Origin of the sequence: Rhizobium sophoriradicis (genome assembly GCF_003939025.1) — a bacterium.
Classification (GTDB): domain Bacteria; phylum Pseudomonadota; class Alphaproteobacteria; order Rhizobiales; family Rhizobiaceae; genus Rhizobium; species Rhizobium sophoriradicis.
The window spans coordinates 166,884-185,925 of sequence record NZ_RQIH01000003.1; the positions used below are offsets into that span (position 1 = coordinate 166,884).

Below are 19,042 nucleotides of genomic sequence, written 5' to 3' on the forward strand. Positions count from 1 at the left end.
GCCGGGTTTTTGTCATTCCTTTCGGCTGTCTCAGCCGTTGGCGACCATGCGCTTCTCGTCGCGGCCGCCCTTCATGCGCTCGGCAAGCAGGAAGGCCAGTTCGAGCGCCTGGTCGGAGTTGAGGCGCGGATCGCAATGGGTGTGGTATCGATCCTGCAGGTCGTCGGCGGTGACGGCGCGCGCACCACCAGTGCATTCCGTCACGTCCTTGCCGGTCATCTCGACATGGATGCCGCCCGGATGCGTGCCTTCGGCGCGGTGGATCTGGAAGAAGCTTTCGACTTCCGAAAGAATCCGCTCGAAGGGACGAGTCTTGTAGTTGTTGAGCGTGATCGTGTTGCCGTGCATCGGGTCGCAGGACCAGACCACCTTGCGCCCTTCGCGCTCGACGGCGCGGATGAGGCGCGGCAGGTTTTCGGCGACCTTCTCATGGCCGAAACGGCAGATCAGCGTCAGCCGCCCGGCTTCATTAGCCGGATTCAAGATATCGATCAGCTGCAGCAGATCATCGGCCTGCAGCGAGGGGCCGCATTTAAGCCCGATCGGGTTCTTGATGCCGCGGCAATATTCGATATGCGCATGGTCGGCCTGACGCGTGCGGTCGCCGATCCAGATCATGTGGCCTGATGTGGCGTACCAGTCGCCCGAGGTGGAGTCGACGCGGGTCAGCGCCTCCTCGTAGCCGAGCAGCAGCGCCTCATGGCTGGTGAAGAAATCGGTCTCGCGCAGGCTCGGGTGGTTTTCCGAGGTGATGCCGATCGCCTTCATGAAATCCATGGTTTCGCTGATGCGGGCTGCAAGCTTGCGGTAACGCTCACCCTGCGGGCTGTCCTTGACGAAACCGAGCATCCACTGATGCACGTTTTCGAGGTTAGCGTAACCGCCCATCGCGAAGGCGCGCAGAAGGTTCAGAGTCGCGGCCGACTGGCGGTAAGCCATGGCCTGCCGTTCCGGGTTCGGAATGCGCGACTCCTCGGTGAACTCGATGCCGTTGATTATGTCACCGCGATAGGCCGGCAGCGTCACGTCGCCCTGCTTCTCGACATTCGACGAACGCGGCTTGGCGAACTGGCCGGCGATGCGGCCGACCTTGACGACCGGCAACTGTGCGCCGAAGGTCAGGACAACAGCCATCTGCAAGAAAGCGCGGAAAAAGTCGCGGATATTGTCGGCGCCGTGTTCGGCGAAGCTTTCGGCACAGTCGCCGCCCTGCAGCAGGAAGCCGTCGCCTGCGGCGACACTGGCGAGATGCTTCTTCAGGCGGCGCGCCTCGCCGGCAAAAACGAGCGGCGGATAGCTGGCGAGCGTGGCCTCCGTTGCCGCCAAAGCGGCTGCATCCGGATATTCGGGAACCTGCAGGATCGGTTTCTGCCGCCAGCTGCTCGGGGTCCAATTCTCTGCCATCTCACTCACCTGTTCTCGCCCCAGTTCCTGGAATGCGGCCTACCCTTGATAATCCGGCGGCTTATAGACCTTTAGATCCGGCTTGCAAAGATCAATCGCCCAAAGCGTCTCGTCTGGCCGCCGCAGTCGGCCATTTCCCGGTTAAACCGGCATATACCATGTCGCTTTCCCCATATTTTAGACTTTGCAGGTAGAACCGAAAGGAGTTTCACATCGGGGACATGGCATGGCGATCCTTCCGTCCGGTTTCATATCGGACCGCTCGGGCAATTTCGGCATCATGACGGCATTGCTGATGGTGCCGCTTCTCGGGACGGCAGGCATGGCGGTGGATTTCGCCCATGCGCTGAGCCTGAGAACCCAGCTTTATGCCGCTGCCGATGCCGCCGCCGTCGGTTCGATCGCCGAAAAATCCGGCGCGGTCGCAGCAGCGATGGCGATGAACAGTAACGGCACGGTCTCGCTCGGCAAGACCGACGCGCGCAACATCTTCATGTCGCAGATGTCAGGGGAACTGGCCGAGGTCCAGGTCGATCTCGGCATCGACGTCACCAAGACCGCCAACAAGCTGAATTCGCAGGTTTCATTCACTGCGACGGTGCCAACGACCTTCATGCAGATTCTTGGCCGGGACTCGATCACCATTTCCGGCACGGCGACTGCCGAATACCAGACCGCCGCCTTCATGGATTTCTATATTCTGCTCGACAATACGCCGTCCATGGGCGTCGGCGCGACCCCGGACGACGTTTCCAAGCTGGAGGCCAAGGCAGGCTGCGCCTTTGCCTGCCACCAGATGGACAAGACCATCAACAACTACACCATAGCCAAAAGCCTCGGTGTCGCCATGCGCATCGACGTGGTGCGCCAGGCGACCCAAGCGCTGACCGACACGGCCAAGACCGAGCGCGTCAGCAGCGACCAGTTCCGTATGGGCGTCTACACCTTCGGCACCAAGGCCGAGGACGCGAAGCTGACGACGATCTCCGGCCTTACCTCCGACCTGACAAAGGTGAAGAACTATACCGACGCGGTCGATCTGATGACCATTCCCTATCAGAACTACAATAACGACCAGATCACCAACTTTGACAGCGCCATGACGCAGATGAACACCATCATCGACCAGGCCGGTGACGGCACGTCGAATATCAGCGCCGAAAAAATCCTGTTCTTCGTATCCGATGGCGTCGGCGACAGCTACAAGCCGTCCACATGCACCAAGAAGACGACCGGTGGCCGCTGTCAGGAGCCGATCGACACCTCTTTTTGCAAACCCTTGAAGGATCGCGGCGTCAAGATCGCCGTGCTCTATACCACCTATCTGCCGTTGCCGAGCAACAGTTGGTACAATACCTGGATTAAGCCCTTCCAGGGCGAGATCCCGACGAAAATGCAAGCATGCGCTTCGCCCGGTTTCTATTTCGAGGTGTCGCCGACCGAAGGTATCACCGATGCGATGAAGGCGCTTTTCCTCAAGGTCATCCGCGCGCCACGGATCACCAGCTGAAGTTAGACGCGCTTTCCCTCGCGAATGCGGTAGCTCGGTGCATACATGGTGACGAGCTCCTCGGCCGCCGTCGGGTGAAGCGCCATCGTCTGGTCGAAATCATCCTTGGTGCAGCCGGCCTTCAGCGTGATGCCGAGCAGCTGCGCCATCTCCCCGGCATCATGGCCGAGGATGTGGGCACCGACCACCTTCCGGCTCGCCGCATCGACGATCAGCTTCATGATCATCCGCTCGGCCCGACCCGAAAGCGTGGCCTTCAGCGGCCGGAACTGAGCGCGATAAACCTCGAGTTCGCCGTAACGCTTGCCCGCCTCCTCTTCCGCAAGGCCGACGGTGCCGATCTCCGGCTGCGAGAAGACAGCGGTCGGGATCAACTCGTAGTCCGGCCGCGTCGGATTGTTCTTGTACTCGGTTTCGATGAAGCACATCGCCTCATGGATTGCCACCGGCGTCAGCTGTACCCTGTTGGTGACATCGCCGAGGGCATAGATGTTTTCGACATTGGTACGGGAATAGTCATCAACGATGATGGCGCCACGCTCGTCGACAGCGACGCCGGCCGCCTCCAGACCGAGCCCCTCGGTGTTGGGATCGCGCCCGAGCGCCAGCAGGACAACGCCTGCCTGCAGCGTGCCATTATTCATCGTCTCCAGAGTGAGCCCGCCCTCGCCTTTGGAGACCTTCTGCAGCGTGTCGTGGCAGAGAATGCGTATGCCCTTGGCGACCATCGCCTCGTGCAGTCCGCGCCGCAGATCCTCGTCGAAACGCGACAGGATTTCGGCGCCGCGATAGATCAGCGTCGTCTCGACGCCGAGACCATGGAAAATATTGGCGAACTCGACGGCGATATAACCGCCGCCGGCGATTACGATTGATTTCGGCAGCTCCTCGAGATGAAAGGCCTCGTTGGAGGAAATGCAGAACTCGTGACCGGGAAGTGCGACATGCGGATTCGGCCTTCCACCGGTGGCGATGACGATCGTTTTTGCGGTCACCGTCTGCCCTGTTTTCGCAAGCCTGACCGTATGAGCATCGACCAGTTCGGCCCGCGTTTCCAGGATTTCGGCATTGGCGCCGGCGAGCCCCTTCTTGTAGAGCCCTTCCAGCCGCGCAATCTCGGCATCCTTTGCCGCCACCAGCTTCTTCCAGTTGAAGCTGCTTTCGCCGACCGTCCAGCCGAAGCCCTCCGCATCCTCGAAATGCTCGTGAAACTGCGAGGCATAGACGAAGAGCTTCTTCGGAACGCAGCCGCGGATGACGCATGTGCCGCCATAGCGATATTCCTCGGCGATCGCCACTCTCTTGCCGAGCGAGGCGGCAACGCGGGCGGTGCGCACGCCCCCGGAACCGCCGCCGATGACGAAGAGGTCGTAGTCGTAGGAAGACATGAGGAACTCCGGAAGGGAATCGCAGGAAAGGACGTTCCTGATATAGGGGCGATCCTCATGAAAACAAAAGCCCCGCTCCTGCGTCTTCCGACTCTCCATTGCCGAATCATGGTCTGAACCGGTCACCGTTTACGGTTGACCCGGTCACCGTTTTACGGTTGACCGAGCCAGCTGAGGCTGGCAGGCAATGCTTGAGATGCAAAAGGATGCCGGAGCAAAAGATGGATCAAACTCAGTTCGCCAAGCTGTGCAAGGCCGGCAAATTCAAGGAGGCGCTGAATCTCGCCATCGAGGGCCACGAAGACGAGAAATTCACACCGAGCCGCTTTGCGATGGACAAGAAAACCGGACTGCCGATTTTCTACCGCGGCAACAAGCGCGTTGAGCCGGACGAGACAGGAGCATGGCAATTGGCCAAGAGCTCGAAGGATTGGGGCTGAGCGTCACATCCATCTGCGATGGCCGCCCTTGGTGGATTGCCGCTATCAGCCTGTGATGCGGAAATCCGTCGGCATCTCATCAAGCCGGATCGCTTCCGTCTCCACGCCAGAAACCCATGCCCCTGCAGGCCCGCGCCTCAAACGCTCGATTATCGTTGAGATCGCATTGTCCGGCCCGGCGATCAAGGCGGCGACGGATCCGTCCGCTTCGTTGCGCACCCAGCCGGTCAGCCCGAGCCGCAGCGCCTCATCCCGCGTCCACATGCGAAAACCCACACCTTGGACCCTGCCTGATATTCGTACGCGCACAGCCTCGTAACGATCGGACATGTCTGCCTCGCCAACCTTCGCCACCGGCTCTAGATGATTTTAGGCCCGATGGGCCAAAGAGCATGATGTCGTCCGGAAACCGCTCACACTTTCGGCATCATGCTCCGATGCATCATAACAAAAAAGCCCGGGCGATGCCGGGCTTTCGCGAATTCTGGCCAGCAGTCGTTACTGCTGGGCGGCTGGTGCCGGAGCGACCGGACTGTCGGTTGCCGGCGGCGGTGCCTTGATAACCTTGGAAAGCTCTGCATTGCTCTGCTTTTCCAAGTCGCGCGAAATTCCCTGCGCCCAGATGTCGGCAGCCTTGGCCGTTTCGCGGGAGGCGACCGGGCCATCGCGCAGCAGCTTCTTGCCGACGTCGGAATTATAGAAATCGGCAATCGCCTTCAGCTCGTCGATCGTAAAGGTCTTGGCATAGGTGAGTGCCGCCTCCTTTTCGAGATCACCGCGGCGCGGCGCCAGCTTCAGCGCCTGCTCGTCGACCGTGGAGGAAATGATGTCCTGATAGTTCGGCGAATCCTGAATCAGGCCGGCCTTCAGGCGCTCGGCCAGACCGGGCAGGATGTTGTCGAACTGGGCAGTGGCGCCGATGGCGTCGATCGCGGCGCGAGACGCCTTCAGCTGTTCCTCGGAGACTTCCTGCGCCTTGACGGCGGAGCCGAAGGCAAGCCCGGAAAGAACGAGGGTCGCAGCGGCGAGACGGCCAAGACCTGCAATGTTCATCATGAGTGTATGCTCCTGTTATCTGTTTGCCTGCAGCGTGCGTGCACCTGCAGGACCGGCAATGATCGCAAGTGCCGCCATATTGATAAAGAGCCCGTGTTCGACGACGCCGGGTATGGAATTCAGCTCGCTCGAAAGCGCCTCTGCATCAGGAATGCGGCCAAAAGATGCATCGATAATGTGATGGCCGCCATCCGTGGTAAACTCTCCGTCACCCGACTGGCGCAGGCTGAGTTCGCCGGAAAGGCCGAGCCGGGCCGCGACTTTTTCGATCGCCATCCGTGTCGAGACCAGACCGAACGGGTTGACCTCAATCGGCAGCGCGTAGGCGCCAAGCGTATCGACCAGCTTGCTCTCGTCGGCGATGACGATCATCCGCTCCGAAGCGGCGGCAACGATCTTTTCGCGCAGCAGCGCGCCGCCGCCGCCCTTGATCAATCTGAGCGCCGGATCAACCTCGTCGGCGCCGTCCACCGTCAGATCGAGCGCCGGCAGCTCGTCGAGCGACTTCAGCGGGACACCGAGCTCGACGCAGAGCCGCGCCGTTCTTTCGGATGTCGGAACGCCTTCGACCCTAAAGCCGCTCGCAACTTTTTCGGCCAGCAGCCGGACGAATTCTTCCGCCGTGCTGCCCGTCCCGATCCCGAGACGCATTCCGTCTTCGACATGGGCGAGTGCGGCCTCGGCGGCCTTGATCTTCATTTCGCGGGCATCCATGCGCCGCCAGCTCCGATTTATTGCGTTGGATGTGCTGTTTACACGGCTGGCCTGGCAAACGAAAGTCAAAATCATCACGGAAAATGAAAAGCCGAAACAAATGCCTGCGGCCGCCCCGGCCATCACAGGAAGTTGCTTTCCTCCGCGCGATCGCCTACCTCAGGAACGATCCCTCGTCCGAGGCGCGACCCGTCGCTTGCCCGGAGGACCCATCGCTCAAAGAGGCAAGCCCTTGACCCCTGCCCCCATGCACCCGGCGCTCATCGTCTTCGATCTCGACGGTACTCTTCTCGATACCCATGCAGACCTGGTCGAAAGCCTGAACCATACGATCGCAGCCCTTGGCCTCGAACCGGTCAGCTATGACGATCTCACCCATCTCGTCGGCCAGGGCGCGCGCGTGATGATCGAGCGTGCCTGCCGGTTGCGCGGCCATTCGCTCGAAAGCGCCGCCGTCCCGCAGCTGCTCGAACGCTTCGTCGCCCATTATGCCGGCAACATGCCCGGCCACACCGCACCCTATCCCGGTCTGGTCGCCGCGATGGACCGGCTGAAAGCCGACGGCTACCGCCTCGCCGTCTGCACCAACAAGTTGGAAAGCCTGGCGTTCGGCCTGCTCGACAAGCTCGACCTTGTCAGCTACTTTGACGCCATCACCGGTGGCGATACTTTCGAATATCGCAAACCCGACGCCCGCCATCTCACCGGCACCATCGACCGCGCCGGCGGCGACATCGCCCGCACAGTGATGATCGGCGACAGCATCAACGACATCGCCGTGGCGAAGAACGCTGCCGTGCCTTCGATCGCCGTGCCTTTCGGTTATTCGGATGTGCCGGTTTCAAGCCTCGATCCGGATGTGATCATCACGCATTACGATGAGCTGACGCCGGAGCTGGTGGAGCGGTTATTGCGGGAGCATGCGCAGAAGGTCGCGGTGTAAGACTAATAAATCTGGCTGAAGCGATTACGGATGAGGGGGCCACGCGGCACAGCCCTTTCCAAAAGACCGCCCCAAAACAAAACGGGCGGCCCGGAGACCGCCCATTCGATAACCCAATAAAGCCTACGTCAGATTTGCGCGCCGCGCGCCTTCGTCGTCGCGTCGAAGGCCTTTTTGACATAGGCATCACGGCCGTACACGTCGTCAAAATATTCCACGACGCCGTCCTTGTTCGGCCAGGCGGTGAAGTAGGACACGTAGACCGGGATCTTCTGCGGCACCTTCACCGCATGATTCTGCCCGTTGGCGATCTGCTTGGCAACGTCGTCGACCGTCGTGCCGAGCACGGCGGCAGCCATTGCGCGCGGATTGGAAAGGCGCACACAGCCGTGGCTGAGAGCCCGCATGTCGCGCTTGAAGAAGCTCTTCGACGGCGTGTCGTGCATGTAGATCGCATGGCTGTTCGGGAACAGGATCTTGAGTTCGCCGAGGGCATTGTCGCTGCTTGGCGGCTGGCGGACCGAAACATTGTCGGTCGAGCCGTACCAGTCGACGCTGGACGAGGCGACAGCGTGGCCGTTCACTTCGACCTCGTAGCCGAGCTGATCGAGATAGTTTGGATCCGAGCGCAGCTTCGGCAGCATCTCGTTGATAATGATCGACTGCGGCACGCCCCAGAACGGGTTGAACTCCACCGTCTCGATCTCGTCGTTGAAGAAATAGGTCTGATTGTTCTTGCCGCCGACGACGACACGCATCGACAGCTGTTCCTTGCCGTCATCGTGATAGTAGGCCATGTAGGCCGGCTGATTGATCATGACGTAACGCGAACCGAGATCTTCCGGCAGCCAGCGCGCCTGTTCCATGGCAACTTCGAGCTTGTCGATCTTGGAGGCATTTGTGTCGCCGCCGGTCATGGCGCGCACCGTCGCCTGACCGATAACGCCGTCGGCCTTCAGCCCGCGCTCCTTCTGGAAATCCTCGACCAGCGCGACGATCTCAGGCGAATAGTCGCTGCCGCCGGCGTAAGCTGCAAAGGTCGCGGCGTGATCGGTCCTCAGCGTCTCGGAACCGTGCTTCTGGACGGCCTTGACGATGTTGGCGATCTCGGGCGAGCTGTCGCCGGGCCTCAGCAGGCCGCTGAGCGAGACGACGATCTGCCCCTCATTGCCGCCATCGGCGGCGCGAAGCTTGGCTAGCTCCGCCTTCAGCGCCTCGAACTGCGGACTATCCGGCGAGCGGCTGGCGATATAAGCGCCGGTATCGGGGCTCAAGCGGGCAAGCTTCAGGACCGGCGCCAGATTGACGACCTTGCGCTGGAAATCGTGATAGCCGGAAATCTTGTTCGGATCGATGCGGCCGCGAACCGTGTCCTGCACGAAGGCAAGCACCTTGGCCGAGAGTTCGAGTTCGAACTGGGTCAGCGCCCGGTCGCGGGCGGCGGGATCGGGATTGGCCGGATCGATAGCAGGTGTCTGGATGGCGTAATCGGCGGGATCAAGGCCGACGGAGGCCGCATCGGCAAGTGCCGCCATCGCCGATTTGGCGCGCTCGTTGATCCCATTGCCTTCGACCCAGACGAGCGGGTTTCGGCTGTCACCGTAGTAGGCCTCGAGCGCCTTGCCGACGTCGGCATTGGCGCGCACCTTGGCCTGCGCCAGGAAACGGCGCTGCACGGCCGGTTCGGCGCCGGCCTCGCCGCTCGGCGAAACCTCGGCGACCGCGCCGGTGACGACGGGATCGGCAAACTTGCCGGTGTCGACGAACTGCAGCGTTTCGGTTTTATAGGTGTAATAACGCGGACCGCTGACCTTCGGCAGCGGCGCTTCCGGATCAAGCCCGCCGAGCGAGCCTCCGGCGGCACCACGCGGCACCGGTCGGCCCGGCGCCTGATCCATGAAGATGGTGCTCTGGCTCCGCTGCCTGTCGCCACGCAGCATATCCATCAGCGTATAAGCATGCGCGGGAGCGGCCATCACTGCCAAGCCGCTGGAAACTGCCAATGCGGATACCGCGCTTTTCAAAAAGAACGTCATATATATTCCAGTCCCGATGTCATGCTGTTCTCAGCTCAAATCCCGCGAAACTCAGGCAGCGTAGGGGCTCATTGATCAGAAACCGGCCTTCGCCGCCAGCGCCGGCGGACTCAATTCTCTGTGACGGAAATGCTGCACGGCGCCGCGCAACAGTTCACACAAAATTATGAAATTATTAGTTAATTTTTTACCGAATTTTTGCCGCCAGACCAGTGCGGCAAACACCGGCCTATGCATAAAATTTTCGAAGTGGCCGAAAAAGCACGGCCGCCAGTCAGCATAAACCTGACTGGCATTTTCAATATTTCTCATGACATCCGGTTTTCTTGGCCTGGTTTCCAACCTATAAAACCTCATCTTTCGAAGATGCCCGAAACAGCACAGGAAGGCAGGCCCCAATGACCGCAACCCGTACCGAAACCGATACTTTTGGCCCCATCAATGTCGCCGCCGACCGATATTGGGGGGCACAGGCCGAGCGTTCGCTCGGCAATTTCAAGATCGGCTGGGAAAAGCAGCCGCTCTCGATCGTGCGCGCACTCGGCATCGTCAAGCAGGCGGCCGCCCGTGCCAATATGTCGCTCGGCCAGCTCGACCCAGCCCTCGGCGAGGCGATCGTCAATGCCGCCCAGGAGGTGATCGACGGCAAGCTCGACGACCATTTTCCGCTGGTCGTCTGGCAGACCGGATCCGGCACGCAGTCCAACATGAACGCCAACGAAGTGATCTCCAATCGTGCCATAGAAATGCTGGGCGGCGTCATGGGTTCCAAGAAGCCGGTGCACCCGAACGATCACGTCAACATGAGCCAGTCGTCCAATGACACCTACCCGACGGCGATGCACATCGCCTGCGCCGAACGGATCGCCCATCATCTGCTCCCGTCCCTGAAGCACCTGCATGCCGCCCTCGACATGAAGGTCACCGAATTCAGCCACATCATCAAGATCGGCCGGACCCATACCCAGGATGCGACGCCGCTGACCCTCGGCCAGGAATTTTCGGGCTATGCCGCCCAGGTCGGCTCCGCCATCAGGCGCATCGAGATGACCCTGCCCGGCCTTTGCGAACTCGCCCAGGGCGGTACCGCCGTCGGCACTGGCCTCAATGCGCCGGTGGGCTTTGCCGAGAAGGTGGCCGAAGAGATCGCCGCCATCACCGGCATGCCCTTCGTCACCGCGCCGAACAAGTTCGAGGCGCTTGCCTCGCATGACAGCATGGTCTTTTCCCATGGCGCCATCAACGCCGCAGCAGCTGCCCTCTTCAAGATCGCCAACGACATTCGCCTCCTCGGCTCCGGCCCGCGCGCCGGTCTCGGCGAACTGGCGCTTCCGGAAAACGAGCCCGGCTCGTCGATCATGCCCGGCAAGGTCAACCCGACGCAATGCGAGGCGCTGACCCAGGTCTGCATCCACATCTTCGGCAATCACGCCGCCCTGACGTTCGCCGACAGCCAGGGCCATTTCGAGCTCAACGTCTACAATCCGATGATGGCCTATAATTTCCTGCAGTCGGTACAGCTGCTTGCCGACGCCGCCGTCTCCTTCACCGACAACTGCGTCGTCGGCATCGAGGCGCGCGAGGACAATATCAAGGCCGGCCTCGAACGCTCGCTGATGCTGGTGACGGCACTTGCCCCGAAGATCGGCTATGACGCGGCCGCCAAGATCGCCAAGACTGCCCACAAGAACGGCACGACGCTGAAGCAAGAGGCCCTCGCCAGCGGCCTCGTATCAGCCGAGGATTATAACGCGATCGTCCGCCCGGAAACGATGATCGGCCCGAAATAAGCCGGTTTCCCATCCCGCCCGCGACAAGTGTCGGGTTGAGCCACAGGTTCGACCCACCCTTCCATTCCGACGCGGCCGCGACTTATTCAGCAGGCATGTATGAAGCGGCTTTTCTGCCTCTCTCCAACCGTTTGATAAACTGCGCAATCTTCTTTTCGACGCAGAAGTAAAAGACGAGTCCAACAGAAACGCAGAATATCGTCGTGACCACGAACAATGGAATTCGCAGGGCAAGCGGCGCAGTCCAGCGTTCCACCCCGGCAACATAGATGGCGAGCTTTGCCACACCGATCGCAATCATATGAGTGAGGTAGAGCGAGTAGGACGAATCCCCCAATATCTTCAACCATGTCAATTTCGGAAAAAGGCTTGCACGTTCGCCGACCAGGGCACCCAGGACGATAAGGACCGACGGAACGCCCCATACGAGAACCCGAACGAAACCGTGTGGCTTGTCAAGGAAGGAGGAAGCGGCGATGGACACGAGACCCACTACCATCAATGCCACCGCCAGCCTGGTCGACGCGACGTCGGCTCTCGACATAACGAATGCGATGACGACGCCGGCCAGAAACTCCAGCAACAGTGGCGATGCGTAAACGATAGAATATGGGGTCACTGGCGCGAACAGGCCGATTGCCACGCAAAGCGTCAGAAAACCCGTTATCGCCAGAAGACGCTGCGTTCTTCCTTTCAAAAACAGGACAAGGCAAAAGGCGGTATAAAAGAACATCTCATAATTCAGCGTCCAACCTGGAACGAGAACCGGCTGAACGACACCAGTGCCGTCTGCATAGGGGACAAACAGCAGTGACCGGATGATATCGGCTGCGTTAAAGACGGCATTGTCGTAATTTTTGGGCGAAACGCTAGCTGCAATCACAAATAGCAGAGTGCAGATCCAATAGATGGGCAGAACCCGCTGAATGCGGTTTCGGATGAACTGTAGCGGCGCGGTCGGTCTCGCGTCCGAAATAGTCCACATGATGAAGCCACTGATGATGAAAAACAGGTCTACGCCAGCTGCCAGCGGAACAAAATTCCAACCAAAAATGAACGCAACATGAAAAATCGTAACCGCAATAGCCGCAACAGCACGGAGGTATTGTATAGAGTAAACCATGAGCTCCTCGCTTTGTGCGTCGCAACATGACACGAGAGAGTTGTACATTCAATCAAAGTTTCGAAAACTTAAATAGCGCGCTATCAACCGGACGGGCGTTTTTGCCGAGGCTTCGGCCTCGCTAATTCGAAAGAAAAGGCGATAGCGCGGGCACGATAAGAGCGACTGACGAGCCTCATACCAGCAGCGAAAAATTGTCCATCACGACAGAATTCCCCATGAAATCGAAACGGATTTCTTCGATGTCTTCGATATTGAGCTCGAGATTGGGACCGGTGACCTCAAGCTCCTGCTGATAGACAATCTGGCCGTCGTTCAGGGCGGTGAGCGTCAGGTGAAAGGGCGATGCAGACAGTCCGGCGATCGAGACGCTCTGAAAGGTGAACTCCCCGCCATCGAGCATTTTCAGGGTTACGGGCGCAGAACCGGGGGCTAGTACGGTATCGCTGAAACCGTCCTCGGTAATGGCGTCGACACCAGGAATGGTATCATAGACGATGCCGTTCAGAAGCGTCACGTCGTGGCTGCCATTCACGGAGAGCGCAAAGCCCCGGTAATTGGGAAGGGAGAAATTATCTGCCCTCGATAAGACGCCCATATCGTCGAAATCCAGGACCTCATGGTATTTGTCCTCTTCGTTGACGCCGTCGATCGCCTGAGTCAAAATGCCGACATCCGTCCCCCCGGCGCCATCCGAGATCTTGTAGCGGATCTCTTCAATCAGCTGTTCGTGCGCCCGCAGGTTCTTCACCACGTCGAGCGTGTAATCCAGCTCGTAGGTAAAATGACCATCGGGCCGCACGGTGAAAGTCCCGTATTTCCCCTGTATGATCGTCTCCTGCGTCGATCCCTGTTTCGCATCGACGCGGACACCGTCGAAAAAGCGAAGATAGAGAGGCGCGCCCTCAGGATCGCTGTCGTTATCGAGCAGGTTCCCTCTGATCGGATCATGTTCGAAAGAAATGAAGAGGTCGTCGTTAGCAGTTGGCTTTGCGTTCGTCATCGGAAGCTCCTGCAAGTTAACGCGACCGGGAATATGGACTGGCTCCGAACCGAAGGCAACTGAAGTGGTCTTGTGTCGACGCGGTCGCCGCCTCGCCTCGTCCACTTCGCTTGGCGCACCCGCCGAACTCTCGCGGCATCCTGATTGCTTTTGCCCGACAGGAGATTTAGACCGGTTCCAATTTAGCGACGCGCCCACCAGAAAGGTCACTTCGATGGCTGACGATCTTTTTCCGCTCGGCAAGGATGCCACCCCCTATCGCAAGATCAGCAGCGATTACGTCTCGGTCGATAGCTTCAAGGGTCAGGAAATCCTGACCGTCGAGCCGGAAGGCATCCGCATGCTTGCCGAAACCGCCTTTGCCGATATCAACCATCTGCTCCGGCCCGGCCATCTGAAGCAGCTCGCCTCGATCCTTGATGATCCAGAGTCGACCGATAACGACCGCTTCGTCGCCTACGACCTGTTGAAGAATGCCAATATCGCCGCCGGCGGCGTGTTGCCGATGTGCCAGGATACCGGCACGGCGATCATCATGGGCAAGAAGGGCCGCAGGGTTTGGACCGAGGGCGGGGATTCCGCCGCACTCGCCCGCGGCGTCATGGATGCCTATGAGAAGAAGAACCTGCGTTATTCGCAGCTCGCGCCGGTGAAGATGTTCGAGGAGAAGAACACTAGGAACAACCTGCCGGCGCAGATCGATATTTACGAGGAAGGTACCGACGCCTACGAATTCCTCTTTGTCGCCAAGGGCGGCGGCTCGGCCAACAAGACCTTCCTCTATCAGGGCACGCCCTCGCTCCTGACGCATGACAGGATGATCGACTTCCTCAAGGAGAAGATTCTGACGTTGGGGACGGCGGCCTGTCCGCCCTATCATCTGGCGATCGTCATCGGCGGCACCTCGGCCGAGATGAACCTGAAAACGGTCAAGCTCGCCTCGACGCGCTATCTCGACGAGCTGCCGACCGAAGGTTCGGAAAGCGGCCATGCCTTCCGCGACCTCGAGATGGAAAAGGAAATCCACAAGCTGACACAGCAGATGGGCGTCGGCGCCCAGTTCGGCGGCAAGTATTTCTGTCATGACGTGCGTGTCATCCGCCTGCCCCGCCACGGCGCCTCGCTGCCGATCGGCCTTGGCGTCTCCTGTTCCGCCGACCGCCAGGCAAAGGGCAAGATCACCCGCGACGGCATCTTCATCGAGCAGCTCGAAACCGACCCGTCGAAATACATGCCCGAGATCGACGAGGCGAAACTCTCGGAATCGACCGTTCATATCGACCTCAACCGGCCGATGGCCGAGGTGCTTGCCGAGCTGTCGCGGCATCCGGTCAAGACGCGCCTGTCCTTGACCGGGACGATCATCGTCGCCCGCGACCTCGCCCACGCCAAAATCCGCGAACGGCTGGAAAAGGGCGAAGGCATGCCTGATTACCTGAAAAACCACCCGGTCTACTACGCCGGCCCGGCAAAGACGCCGGCCGGCTACGCCTCCGGCTCCTTCGGCCCGACGACGGCCGGCCGCATGGATAGCTACGTCGACCAGTTCCAGTCCTTCGGCGGCTCGATGGTCATGCTCGCCAAGGGCAACCGCTCGCGCGCCGTACGCGAGGCCTGCAAAAAACATGGCGGTTTCTACCTCGGCTCGATCGGTGGCCCCGCGGCCCGCCTCGCGCAGGACTGCATCCGCAAGGTCGAAGTATTCGAATATCCCGAACTCGGCATGGAAGCGGTCTGGAAGATCGAGGTCGAGGACTTCCCCGCCTTCATCGTCATCGACGACAAGGGCAATGATTTCTTCCAGGAATTGAATTTGGGGTGATTGCGGCGCCAATCGGTTCGCGAGCAGCAGAGCCAAGAGTGTGTTGAACGTCAGCGAGAGGCATGGAACAACCGGAATCGTCTGCGGTATCTGCATCTCACACCGCGTCTACCGGGTCGACGCCTTGTCCAAGACACTGATATCCTGCGCCATCAGGGCCATGGGCGGGGACGCGCGACATCTGCGTCATCCACCCTGGCCAGGATCTCCGTACGGAATGCTCCGGCGAAGGTACCGGCATGCTCCAGCAGCACGGCACTGGCTGCGATGGCAGTTAAGCCGAGGATGGCGACAGAGATGGGACGAGACCTTTTCATGTTCTCATCTCTTGGTCTGCAGGTGTCGACAAGATGAATACGATCCGTGAAGCAGAGAATAACTGTAAGTTTTCGAAAAACCGCACTCGCCAAGCGGGTACGGATTGTCCCGACGAAGATACGTTTTCTGATGCAGAATCATAGGCCTACTCGAGGCGCCGCCTCACTTCGTAGTTCTCATATGTAATCTTTGGTATATGTCGCTTTAATCTTTTCCCAAGAAATTTAAGCTACCAAATAGAATATTGCCTTCGAATACATGAGGAGTTCGCCGGATGAATACGGCTGTCGCGCCCAAGGTGCAGGTCCCCGACGTAGCGGGTCAGATCACCTATGCCATGCGCTCGATGGGCGTTGCCCCGATACCCCGCAATTACGAACTCTTCTACGAAGCCTATATCGGCTCCAATCCTGCCCTTACCCGAGAACTTGCGGCCCTCGGCACCCATGCGACACAGGCCGAACTCGACGCGCTCGGCGCGCAATATTTCAACACGAGCCCAGGTCAGGTCTTCGATGACGCCCATACCCGCATATCAGGCGAACTCGACGGCTTGCTTCGGATTCTGCGGCAGGAGCAGAGTTCACTCGAAAGCTATACCAGGCTGCTCGGCGAAACCCATAAGCGGATCACCTCCAAGAGCAATGCCAGCGTCGAACTGATCGAAAACGCTATAGAACTTTTAAGCCGGGCGACGGGCGATACCATGGCGCATGGCGAACGCACCGTTGAGGACGTCGTCCAGCGTTCCCAGGAGATGGATCAGGTCCGCAAGGAACTCGACGAATATAAGCGCATCGCCAACACCGATTCGCTGACGCGCCTATCCAACCGCCGCGCCTTCGACGATCGCCTTGCTGCCGTTTTCGACAATCCCGGCATGCGGCCGGTGACGGCTCTGCTGCTTGCCGACATCGACAATTTCAAGAAGATCAACGACACCTACGGGCATCCCGTCGGTGACAAGATCCTCGCCACCGTCGCCTCCGTCATCCGCAGCAATGTCCGGCGCGACGTCTTCGTCGCCCGCGCCGGCGGTGAGGAATTCGCGCTGATCATCGAGGGTAACACGGCCGAGGAAGTGTCGGCGATCGCCGAACGCATACGCCGCACGCTGGAGACCACCCCGTTCAAAAACTCGCGCACACGGGTGAATTACGGCCCGATCACCGTGTCGATCGGCATCTGCATGGCCTCGAATGCCGAGGATGCCGGCGAGCTTTACAGCAAGACCGACATCGCCCTTTACGGCGCCAAGAATGCCGGGCGCAACTGCATCGTCCTCTATCAGGACGGGATGCAGAAAGATTTCAGCAAGAGCTGGCTGATCTACAAGGCCTGACGGCTTTCACCACATCGTCTTCGCCGCGCGACCGGGCCATTCCCGGTCGTAGGTTTCCTGGTCGAAATCGCCGACGGCGGCCTTCAGCATCTGCCCCGGCGTCGGCAGGCCTGCCGGATCAGCGAAATGCTCGGCATTCCAGAGTTCGGCCCGCATCACGGCGCGCGCGCATTGGAAATAGACCTCGTCGATCGAAATGAGCACGACGGTACGCGGATGTTTGCCGTCCATCTCAAAGCCCCGGAGCAGCGTCTCGTCGTCGGAGACGACGCCGCGGCCATTGATGCGCATCGTCGTGTTCGAGCCGGGAATCAGGAACATCAGCGCAAGCCTGGGATCACGGACGATATTGGAGAGCGAGTCGACACGATTGTTGCCGCGCCAATCGGGCAGATGCAGCGTCTCGTCGTCGACGACGCGCACCACGCCGCCGAGATCACCACGCGGCGAACAGTCGAGCCCTTCCGGCCCGACGGTCGCAAGCGCAGCAAAGGGCGAGATCTCGATCATCTCACGGTAAAGCGGCGTCAGCCGCTTGGTCACCTTGTCGACTGAGGCCTGCGATAGGCCTGCGCCATAGATCGTATTGAGCTCTTCGATGCTGCTGATGATTTTCATGAGGCGTCCCGCCGCGGCTTGATCTTCGCGCCGGACGCTACAATGCCGCGCGCCGTGCCGGAAGCTCAAAAATCGGAATGATTTCCGCATCTTTTTTGATGCTTTCGTCGGAAGCGCCGTCTTCGCCCCGACCACCTTCGAGAAATGCCGCAATTGCGCCAAGGACGGGAGCTGCGCCGACTATGCGCCGGTGCCCGAAGCCGTTCGCCCAGAACAGCCGCACATTCTCGCCGGCTGCGTCATAGCGCCTCGCATGGACCGGCGGCACCTCCTTGTCGTCCTCGGCATGGATGACGAGCACAGGCCGGCTGATCGCGCCCACCGTATTGCCGGCGTCGAACTCGTCAAGTCTCCGTCCGGTGACGCGATGGACCTCATTCTCCAGTGCCGCTTGCGCAGCGGGGCGAAGGCCGATCATCCGGCCGAAATCGACAAACAGCCAGCGCATCTCGCTCGGCGCGCCGATCAGCACCAGTCGCCCGCAGGCGACCGGCGCCGCGGCTGGCAGCAGGCCAGCCGCTGAAACCATCAGCGCCGCACCGCCGAAGGAATGGCCGATGACCGCATCGAAGACACCGAAACGCTCCTCGGCCGCGGCGATCGATCGGACGGCAAGTCCCATGTGCAGGAAATGCCCGCCGGCACGCCCGTGTCCGGGAAAATCGAGCGCCACCACCTCCGCACCGGTCGCCGAAAGCATCGATACCAGCTCGGCCATATATTCGGCGCTCGAGCCCCAACCATGCGTCACCAGGAAACGCTTGCGCTTCCCCCGCGCCCCGCCATTCAGCCGATAGGCATGCGCTTTCGCCCCGCCTGCAAGCTTGAGCGTAAAGCGTTCTGCGTCGGCGAGCCGGGCGGCGCCCGACGCGTGCGCCGCCTTCGCCCTTGCTCCCTTCGGCCGGGGCGACGGTGTGCGGCAGAACAGCCGGAACGCCGCTTTGCCGGCCAGACCAGGCGAAATTGCCTGCAGAGCCGAAATACCCAGGCGGGTGACCTCAAGCGCAAAATTTGCCATAGTGAGAATCCAAAAGACTGTTCAACACTGAACAATAAAGTGCAACGATGAACAAAAATCAATCCCTTCCCTGGGATCATCCGCGTTTTCGCAGCTGGATCGCAGTGGCGCGCGCCTGCCAGCTGATGCAGCAGTCGCTGACCCGCCAGCTTGCCGATCTCGACATCAAGCCGCCTCACCTCGACATTCTCGTCAATCTCTACCGTTTCGAAGGCATCTCGCAGCAGGAGCTGGCCCGCAAGTTGCTGGTCGGCCGCTCCAATATGAGCATGCTCTTGCCGCAGATGGAAAAGCGGGGGCTGATCGAGCGACGCGGCGACACGCGTGACAAGCGCGTGCTGCGCCTTTACCTTACCACGGAAGGCCGCAGGCTAACCGAAGCGGCGATGGCGATCCAGACCGACCTCATCGAGCGCACGCTCTCCGACGAGCCGATCGAGCAGTGCATGGCGACCGCCACCTCGATGGAGCGGATCATCGGCGTGCTGCTACAGGATCTCAGGGAAGAGGACTGACA

The 19,042-nt window shown here is 60.2% G+C and carries 18 protein-coding genes; 7 read left to right on the plus strand and 11 right to left on the minus strand.

Going from position 1 to position 19,042, the window contains the following annotated elements; genetic code table 11:
• Positions 1–30: 30 nt before the first annotated feature.
• Positions 31–1,404 (minus strand): class II 3-deoxy-7-phosphoheptulonate synthase, encoded by a 1,374-nt coding sequence (locus EFR00_RS05410; protein ID WP_009994390.1) that lies wholly within the window; start codon positions 1,402–1,404, stop codon positions 31–33.
• A gap of 226 nt (positions 1,405–1,630) precedes the next feature.
• On the opposite strand from EFR00_RS05410, the gene EFR00_RS05420 reads away from it, so the two are divergent.
• Positions 1,631–2,914: a vWA domain-containing protein gene (locus EFR00_RS05420; protein WP_077989258.1), complete on the plus strand. Its 1,284-nt coding sequence runs from the start codon at positions 1,631–1,633 to the stop codon at positions 2,912–2,914.
• Between the two features lie 2 nt (positions 2,915–2,916).
• Here the strand turns inward: EFR00_RS05420 and gor are convergent, their stop codons facing one another.
• Positions 2,917–4,302, minus strand: a complete 1,386-nt coding sequence (gor, locus tag EFR00_RS05425; protein ID WP_077989259.1) for a glutathione-disulfide reductase — start codon at positions 4,300–4,302, stop codon at positions 2,917–2,919.
• Positions 4,303–4,523: 221 nt separating this feature from the next.
• Here gor and EFR00_RS05430 point away from each other — a divergent pair, with 221 nt between their 5' ends.
• On the plus strand, positions 4,524–4,742 hold the full coding sequence (locus EFR00_RS05430; protein WP_038689316.1) for a hypothetical protein: 219 nt from the start codon (positions 4,524–4,526) through the stop codon (positions 4,740–4,742).
• Between the two features lie 45 nt (positions 4,743–4,787).
• Here EFR00_RS05430 and EFR00_RS05435 read toward each other — a convergent pair whose 3' ends face one another.
• The 3 genes from EFR00_RS05435 to rpiA form a co-directional block, all read right to left on the minus strand.
• Entirely contained in the window at positions 4,788–5,072 is a 285-nt protein-coding gene (locus EFR00_RS05435; protein ID WP_038689318.1) for an acylphosphatase, read from the minus strand.
• Between the two features lie 168 nt (positions 5,073–5,240).
• Positions 5,241–5,798: a DUF2059 domain-containing protein gene (locus tag EFR00_RS05440; RefSeq protein WP_009995053.1), complete on the minus strand. Its 558-nt coding sequence runs from the start codon at positions 5,796–5,798 to the stop codon at positions 5,241–5,243.
• A 15-nt stretch (positions 5,799–5,813) separates the two neighbouring features.
• The gene (gene rpiA / locus EFR00_RS05445; RefSeq protein WP_009995049.1) at positions 5,814–6,512 is read right to left on the minus strand and encodes a ribose-5-phosphate isomerase RpiA; all 699 of its coding nucleotides are present in this window, start codon (positions 6,510–6,512) and stop codon (positions 5,814–5,816) included.
• Between the two features lie 232 nt (positions 6,513–6,744).
• Here rpiA and EFR00_RS05450 point away from each other — a divergent pair, with 232 nt between their 5' ends.
• Complete coding sequence (locus tag EFR00_RS05450) at positions 6,745–7,455, plus strand: HAD family hydrolase (protein WP_077989260.1); 711 nt, start codon at positions 6,745–6,747, stop codon at positions 7,453–7,455.
• A gap of 128 nt (positions 7,456–7,583) precedes the next feature.
• Here the strand turns inward: EFR00_RS05450 and EFR00_RS05455 are convergent, their stop codons facing one another.
• Entirely contained in the window at positions 7,584–9,491 is a 1,908-nt protein-coding gene (locus EFR00_RS05455) for a L,D-transpeptidase family protein (protein ID WP_077989261.1), read from the minus strand.
• 75 nt (positions 9,492–9,566) lie between these two features.
• On the minus strand, positions 9,567–9,803 hold the full coding sequence (locus EFR00_RS05460; protein WP_038689326.1) for a hypothetical protein: 237 nt from the start codon (positions 9,801–9,803) through the stop codon (positions 9,567–9,569).
• Between the two features lie 86 nt (positions 9,804–9,889).
• Between EFR00_RS05460 and fumC the strand changes: the two genes are divergently transcribed.
• The gene (gene fumC / locus EFR00_RS05465; RefSeq protein WP_077989262.1) at positions 9,890–11,281 is read left to right on the plus strand and encodes a class II fumarate hydratase; all 1,392 of its coding nucleotides are present in this window, start codon (positions 9,890–9,892) and stop codon (positions 11,279–11,281) included.
• A gap of 82 nt (positions 11,282–11,363) precedes the next feature.
• On the opposite strand, the gene EFR00_RS05470 is transcribed toward fumC, so the two are convergent.
• The gene (locus EFR00_RS05470) at positions 11,364–12,404 is read right to left on the minus strand and encodes an acyltransferase family protein (protein ID WP_077989263.1); all 1,041 of its coding nucleotides are present in this window, start codon (positions 12,402–12,404) and stop codon (positions 11,364–11,366) included.
• Between the two features lie 175 nt (positions 12,405–12,579).
• On the minus strand, positions 12,580–13,407 hold the full coding sequence (locus EFR00_RS05475; RefSeq protein WP_077989264.1) for an Ig-like domain-containing protein: 828 nt from the start codon (positions 13,405–13,407) through the stop codon (positions 12,580–12,582).
• Between the two features lie 214 nt (positions 13,408–13,621).
• Here EFR00_RS05475 and EFR00_RS05480 point away from each other — a divergent pair, with 214 nt between their 5' ends.
• A complete protein-coding gene (locus tag EFR00_RS05480) occupies positions 13,622–15,229 on the plus strand; it encodes a fumarate hydratase (RefSeq protein WP_077989265.1) in 1,608 nt (535 codons plus the stop codon).
• 592 nt (positions 15,230–15,821) lie between these two features.
• A complete protein-coding gene (locus EFR00_RS05485) occupies positions 15,822–16,889 on the plus strand; it encodes a GGDEF domain-containing protein (RefSeq protein ID WP_038689334.1) in 1,068 nt (355 codons plus the stop codon).
• Positions 16,890–16,895: 6 nt separating this feature from the next.
• On the opposite strand, the gene EFR00_RS05490 is transcribed toward EFR00_RS05485, so the two are convergent.
• Together EFR00_RS05490 and EFR00_RS05495 are read right to left on the minus strand one after the other, a co-directional pair.
• Positions 16,896–17,507: a pyridoxamine 5'-phosphate oxidase family protein gene (locus tag EFR00_RS05490; protein WP_077989266.1), complete on the minus strand. Its 612-nt coding sequence runs from the start codon at positions 17,505–17,507 to the stop codon at positions 16,896–16,898.
• 37 nt (positions 17,508–17,544) lie between these two features.
• Positions 17,545–18,525, minus strand: coding sequence for an alpha/beta hydrolase (locus EFR00_RS05495; RefSeq protein WP_077989267.1), 981 nt, complete (start codon positions 18,523–18,525; stop codon positions 17,545–17,547).
• Positions 18,526–18,572: 47 nt separating this feature from the next.
• Here EFR00_RS05495 and EFR00_RS05500 point away from each other — a divergent pair, with 47 nt between their 5' ends.
• Complete coding sequence (locus EFR00_RS05500; RefSeq protein WP_009988727.1) at positions 18,573–19,040, plus strand: MarR family winged helix-turn-helix transcriptional regulator; 468 nt, start codon at positions 18,573–18,575, stop codon at positions 19,038–19,040.
• Positions 19,041–19,042 lie beyond the last annotated feature (2 nt).

What these genes read in the sequence shown, in the direction of transcription:
- EFR00_RS05410 (WP_009994390.1), bottom strand. Translation starts at nt 1,404, where the DNA reads ATGGCAGAGAATTGGACCCCGAGCAGCTGGCGGCAGAAACCGATCCTG.
- EFR00_RS05420 (WP_077989258.1), top strand. Translation starts at nt 1,631, where the DNA reads ATGGCGATCCTTCCGTCCGGTTTCATATCGGACCGCTCGGGCAATTTC.
- gor (WP_077989259.1), bottom strand. Translation starts at nt 4,302, where the DNA reads ATGTCTTCCTACGACTACGACCTCTTCGTCATCGGCGGCGGTTCCGGG.
- EFR00_RS05430 (WP_038689316.1), top strand. Translation starts at nt 4,524, where the DNA reads ATGGATCAAACTCAGTTCGCCAAGCTGTGCAAGGCCGGCAAATTCAAG.
- EFR00_RS05435 (WP_038689318.1), bottom strand. Translation starts at nt 5,072, where the DNA reads ATGTCCGATCGTTACGAGGCTGTGCGCGTACGAATATCAGGCAGGGTC.
- EFR00_RS05440 (WP_009995053.1), bottom strand. Translation starts at nt 5,798, where the DNA reads ATGATGAACATTGCAGGTCTTGGCCGTCTCGCCGCTGCGACCCTCGTT.
- rpiA (WP_009995049.1), bottom strand. Translation starts at nt 6,512, where the DNA reads ATGGATGCCCGCGAAATGAAGATCAAGGCCGCCGAGGCCGCACTCGCC.
- EFR00_RS05455 (WP_077989261.1), bottom strand. Translation starts at nt 9,491, where the DNA reads ATGACGTTCTTTTTGAAAAGCGCGGTATCCGCATTGGCAGTTTCCAGC.
- EFR00_RS05460 (WP_038689326.1), bottom strand. Translation starts at nt 9,803, where the DNA reads ATGAGAAATATTGAAAATGCCAGTCAGGTTTATGCTGACTGGCGGCCG.
- fumC (WP_077989262.1), top strand. Translation starts at nt 9,890, where the DNA reads ATGACCGCAACCCGTACCGAAACCGATACTTTTGGCCCCATCAATGTC.
- EFR00_RS05470 (WP_077989263.1), bottom strand. Translation starts at nt 12,404, where the DNA reads ATGGTTTACTCTATACAATACCTCCGTGCTGTTGCGGCTATTGCGGTT.
- EFR00_RS05475 (WP_077989264.1), bottom strand. Translation starts at nt 13,407, where the DNA reads ATGACGAACGCAAAGCCAACTGCTAACGACGACCTCTTCATTTCTTTC.
- EFR00_RS05480 (WP_077989265.1), top strand. Translation starts at nt 13,622, where the DNA reads ATGGCTGACGATCTTTTTCCGCTCGGCAAGGATGCCACCCCCTATCGC.
- EFR00_RS05485 (WP_038689334.1), top strand. Translation starts at nt 15,822, where the DNA reads ATGAATACGGCTGTCGCGCCCAAGGTGCAGGTCCCCGACGTAGCGGGT.
- EFR00_RS05490 (WP_077989266.1), bottom strand. Translation starts at nt 17,507, where the DNA reads ATGAAAATCATCAGCAGCATCGAAGAGCTCAATACGATCTATGGCGCA.
- EFR00_RS05495 (WP_077989267.1), bottom strand. Translation starts at nt 18,525, where the DNA reads ATGGCAAATTTTGCGCTTGAGGTCACCCGCCTGGGTATTTCGGCTCTG.
- EFR00_RS05500 (WP_009988727.1), top strand. Translation starts at nt 18,573, where the DNA reads ATGAACAAAAATCAATCCCTTCCCTGGGATCATCCGCGTTTTCGCAGC.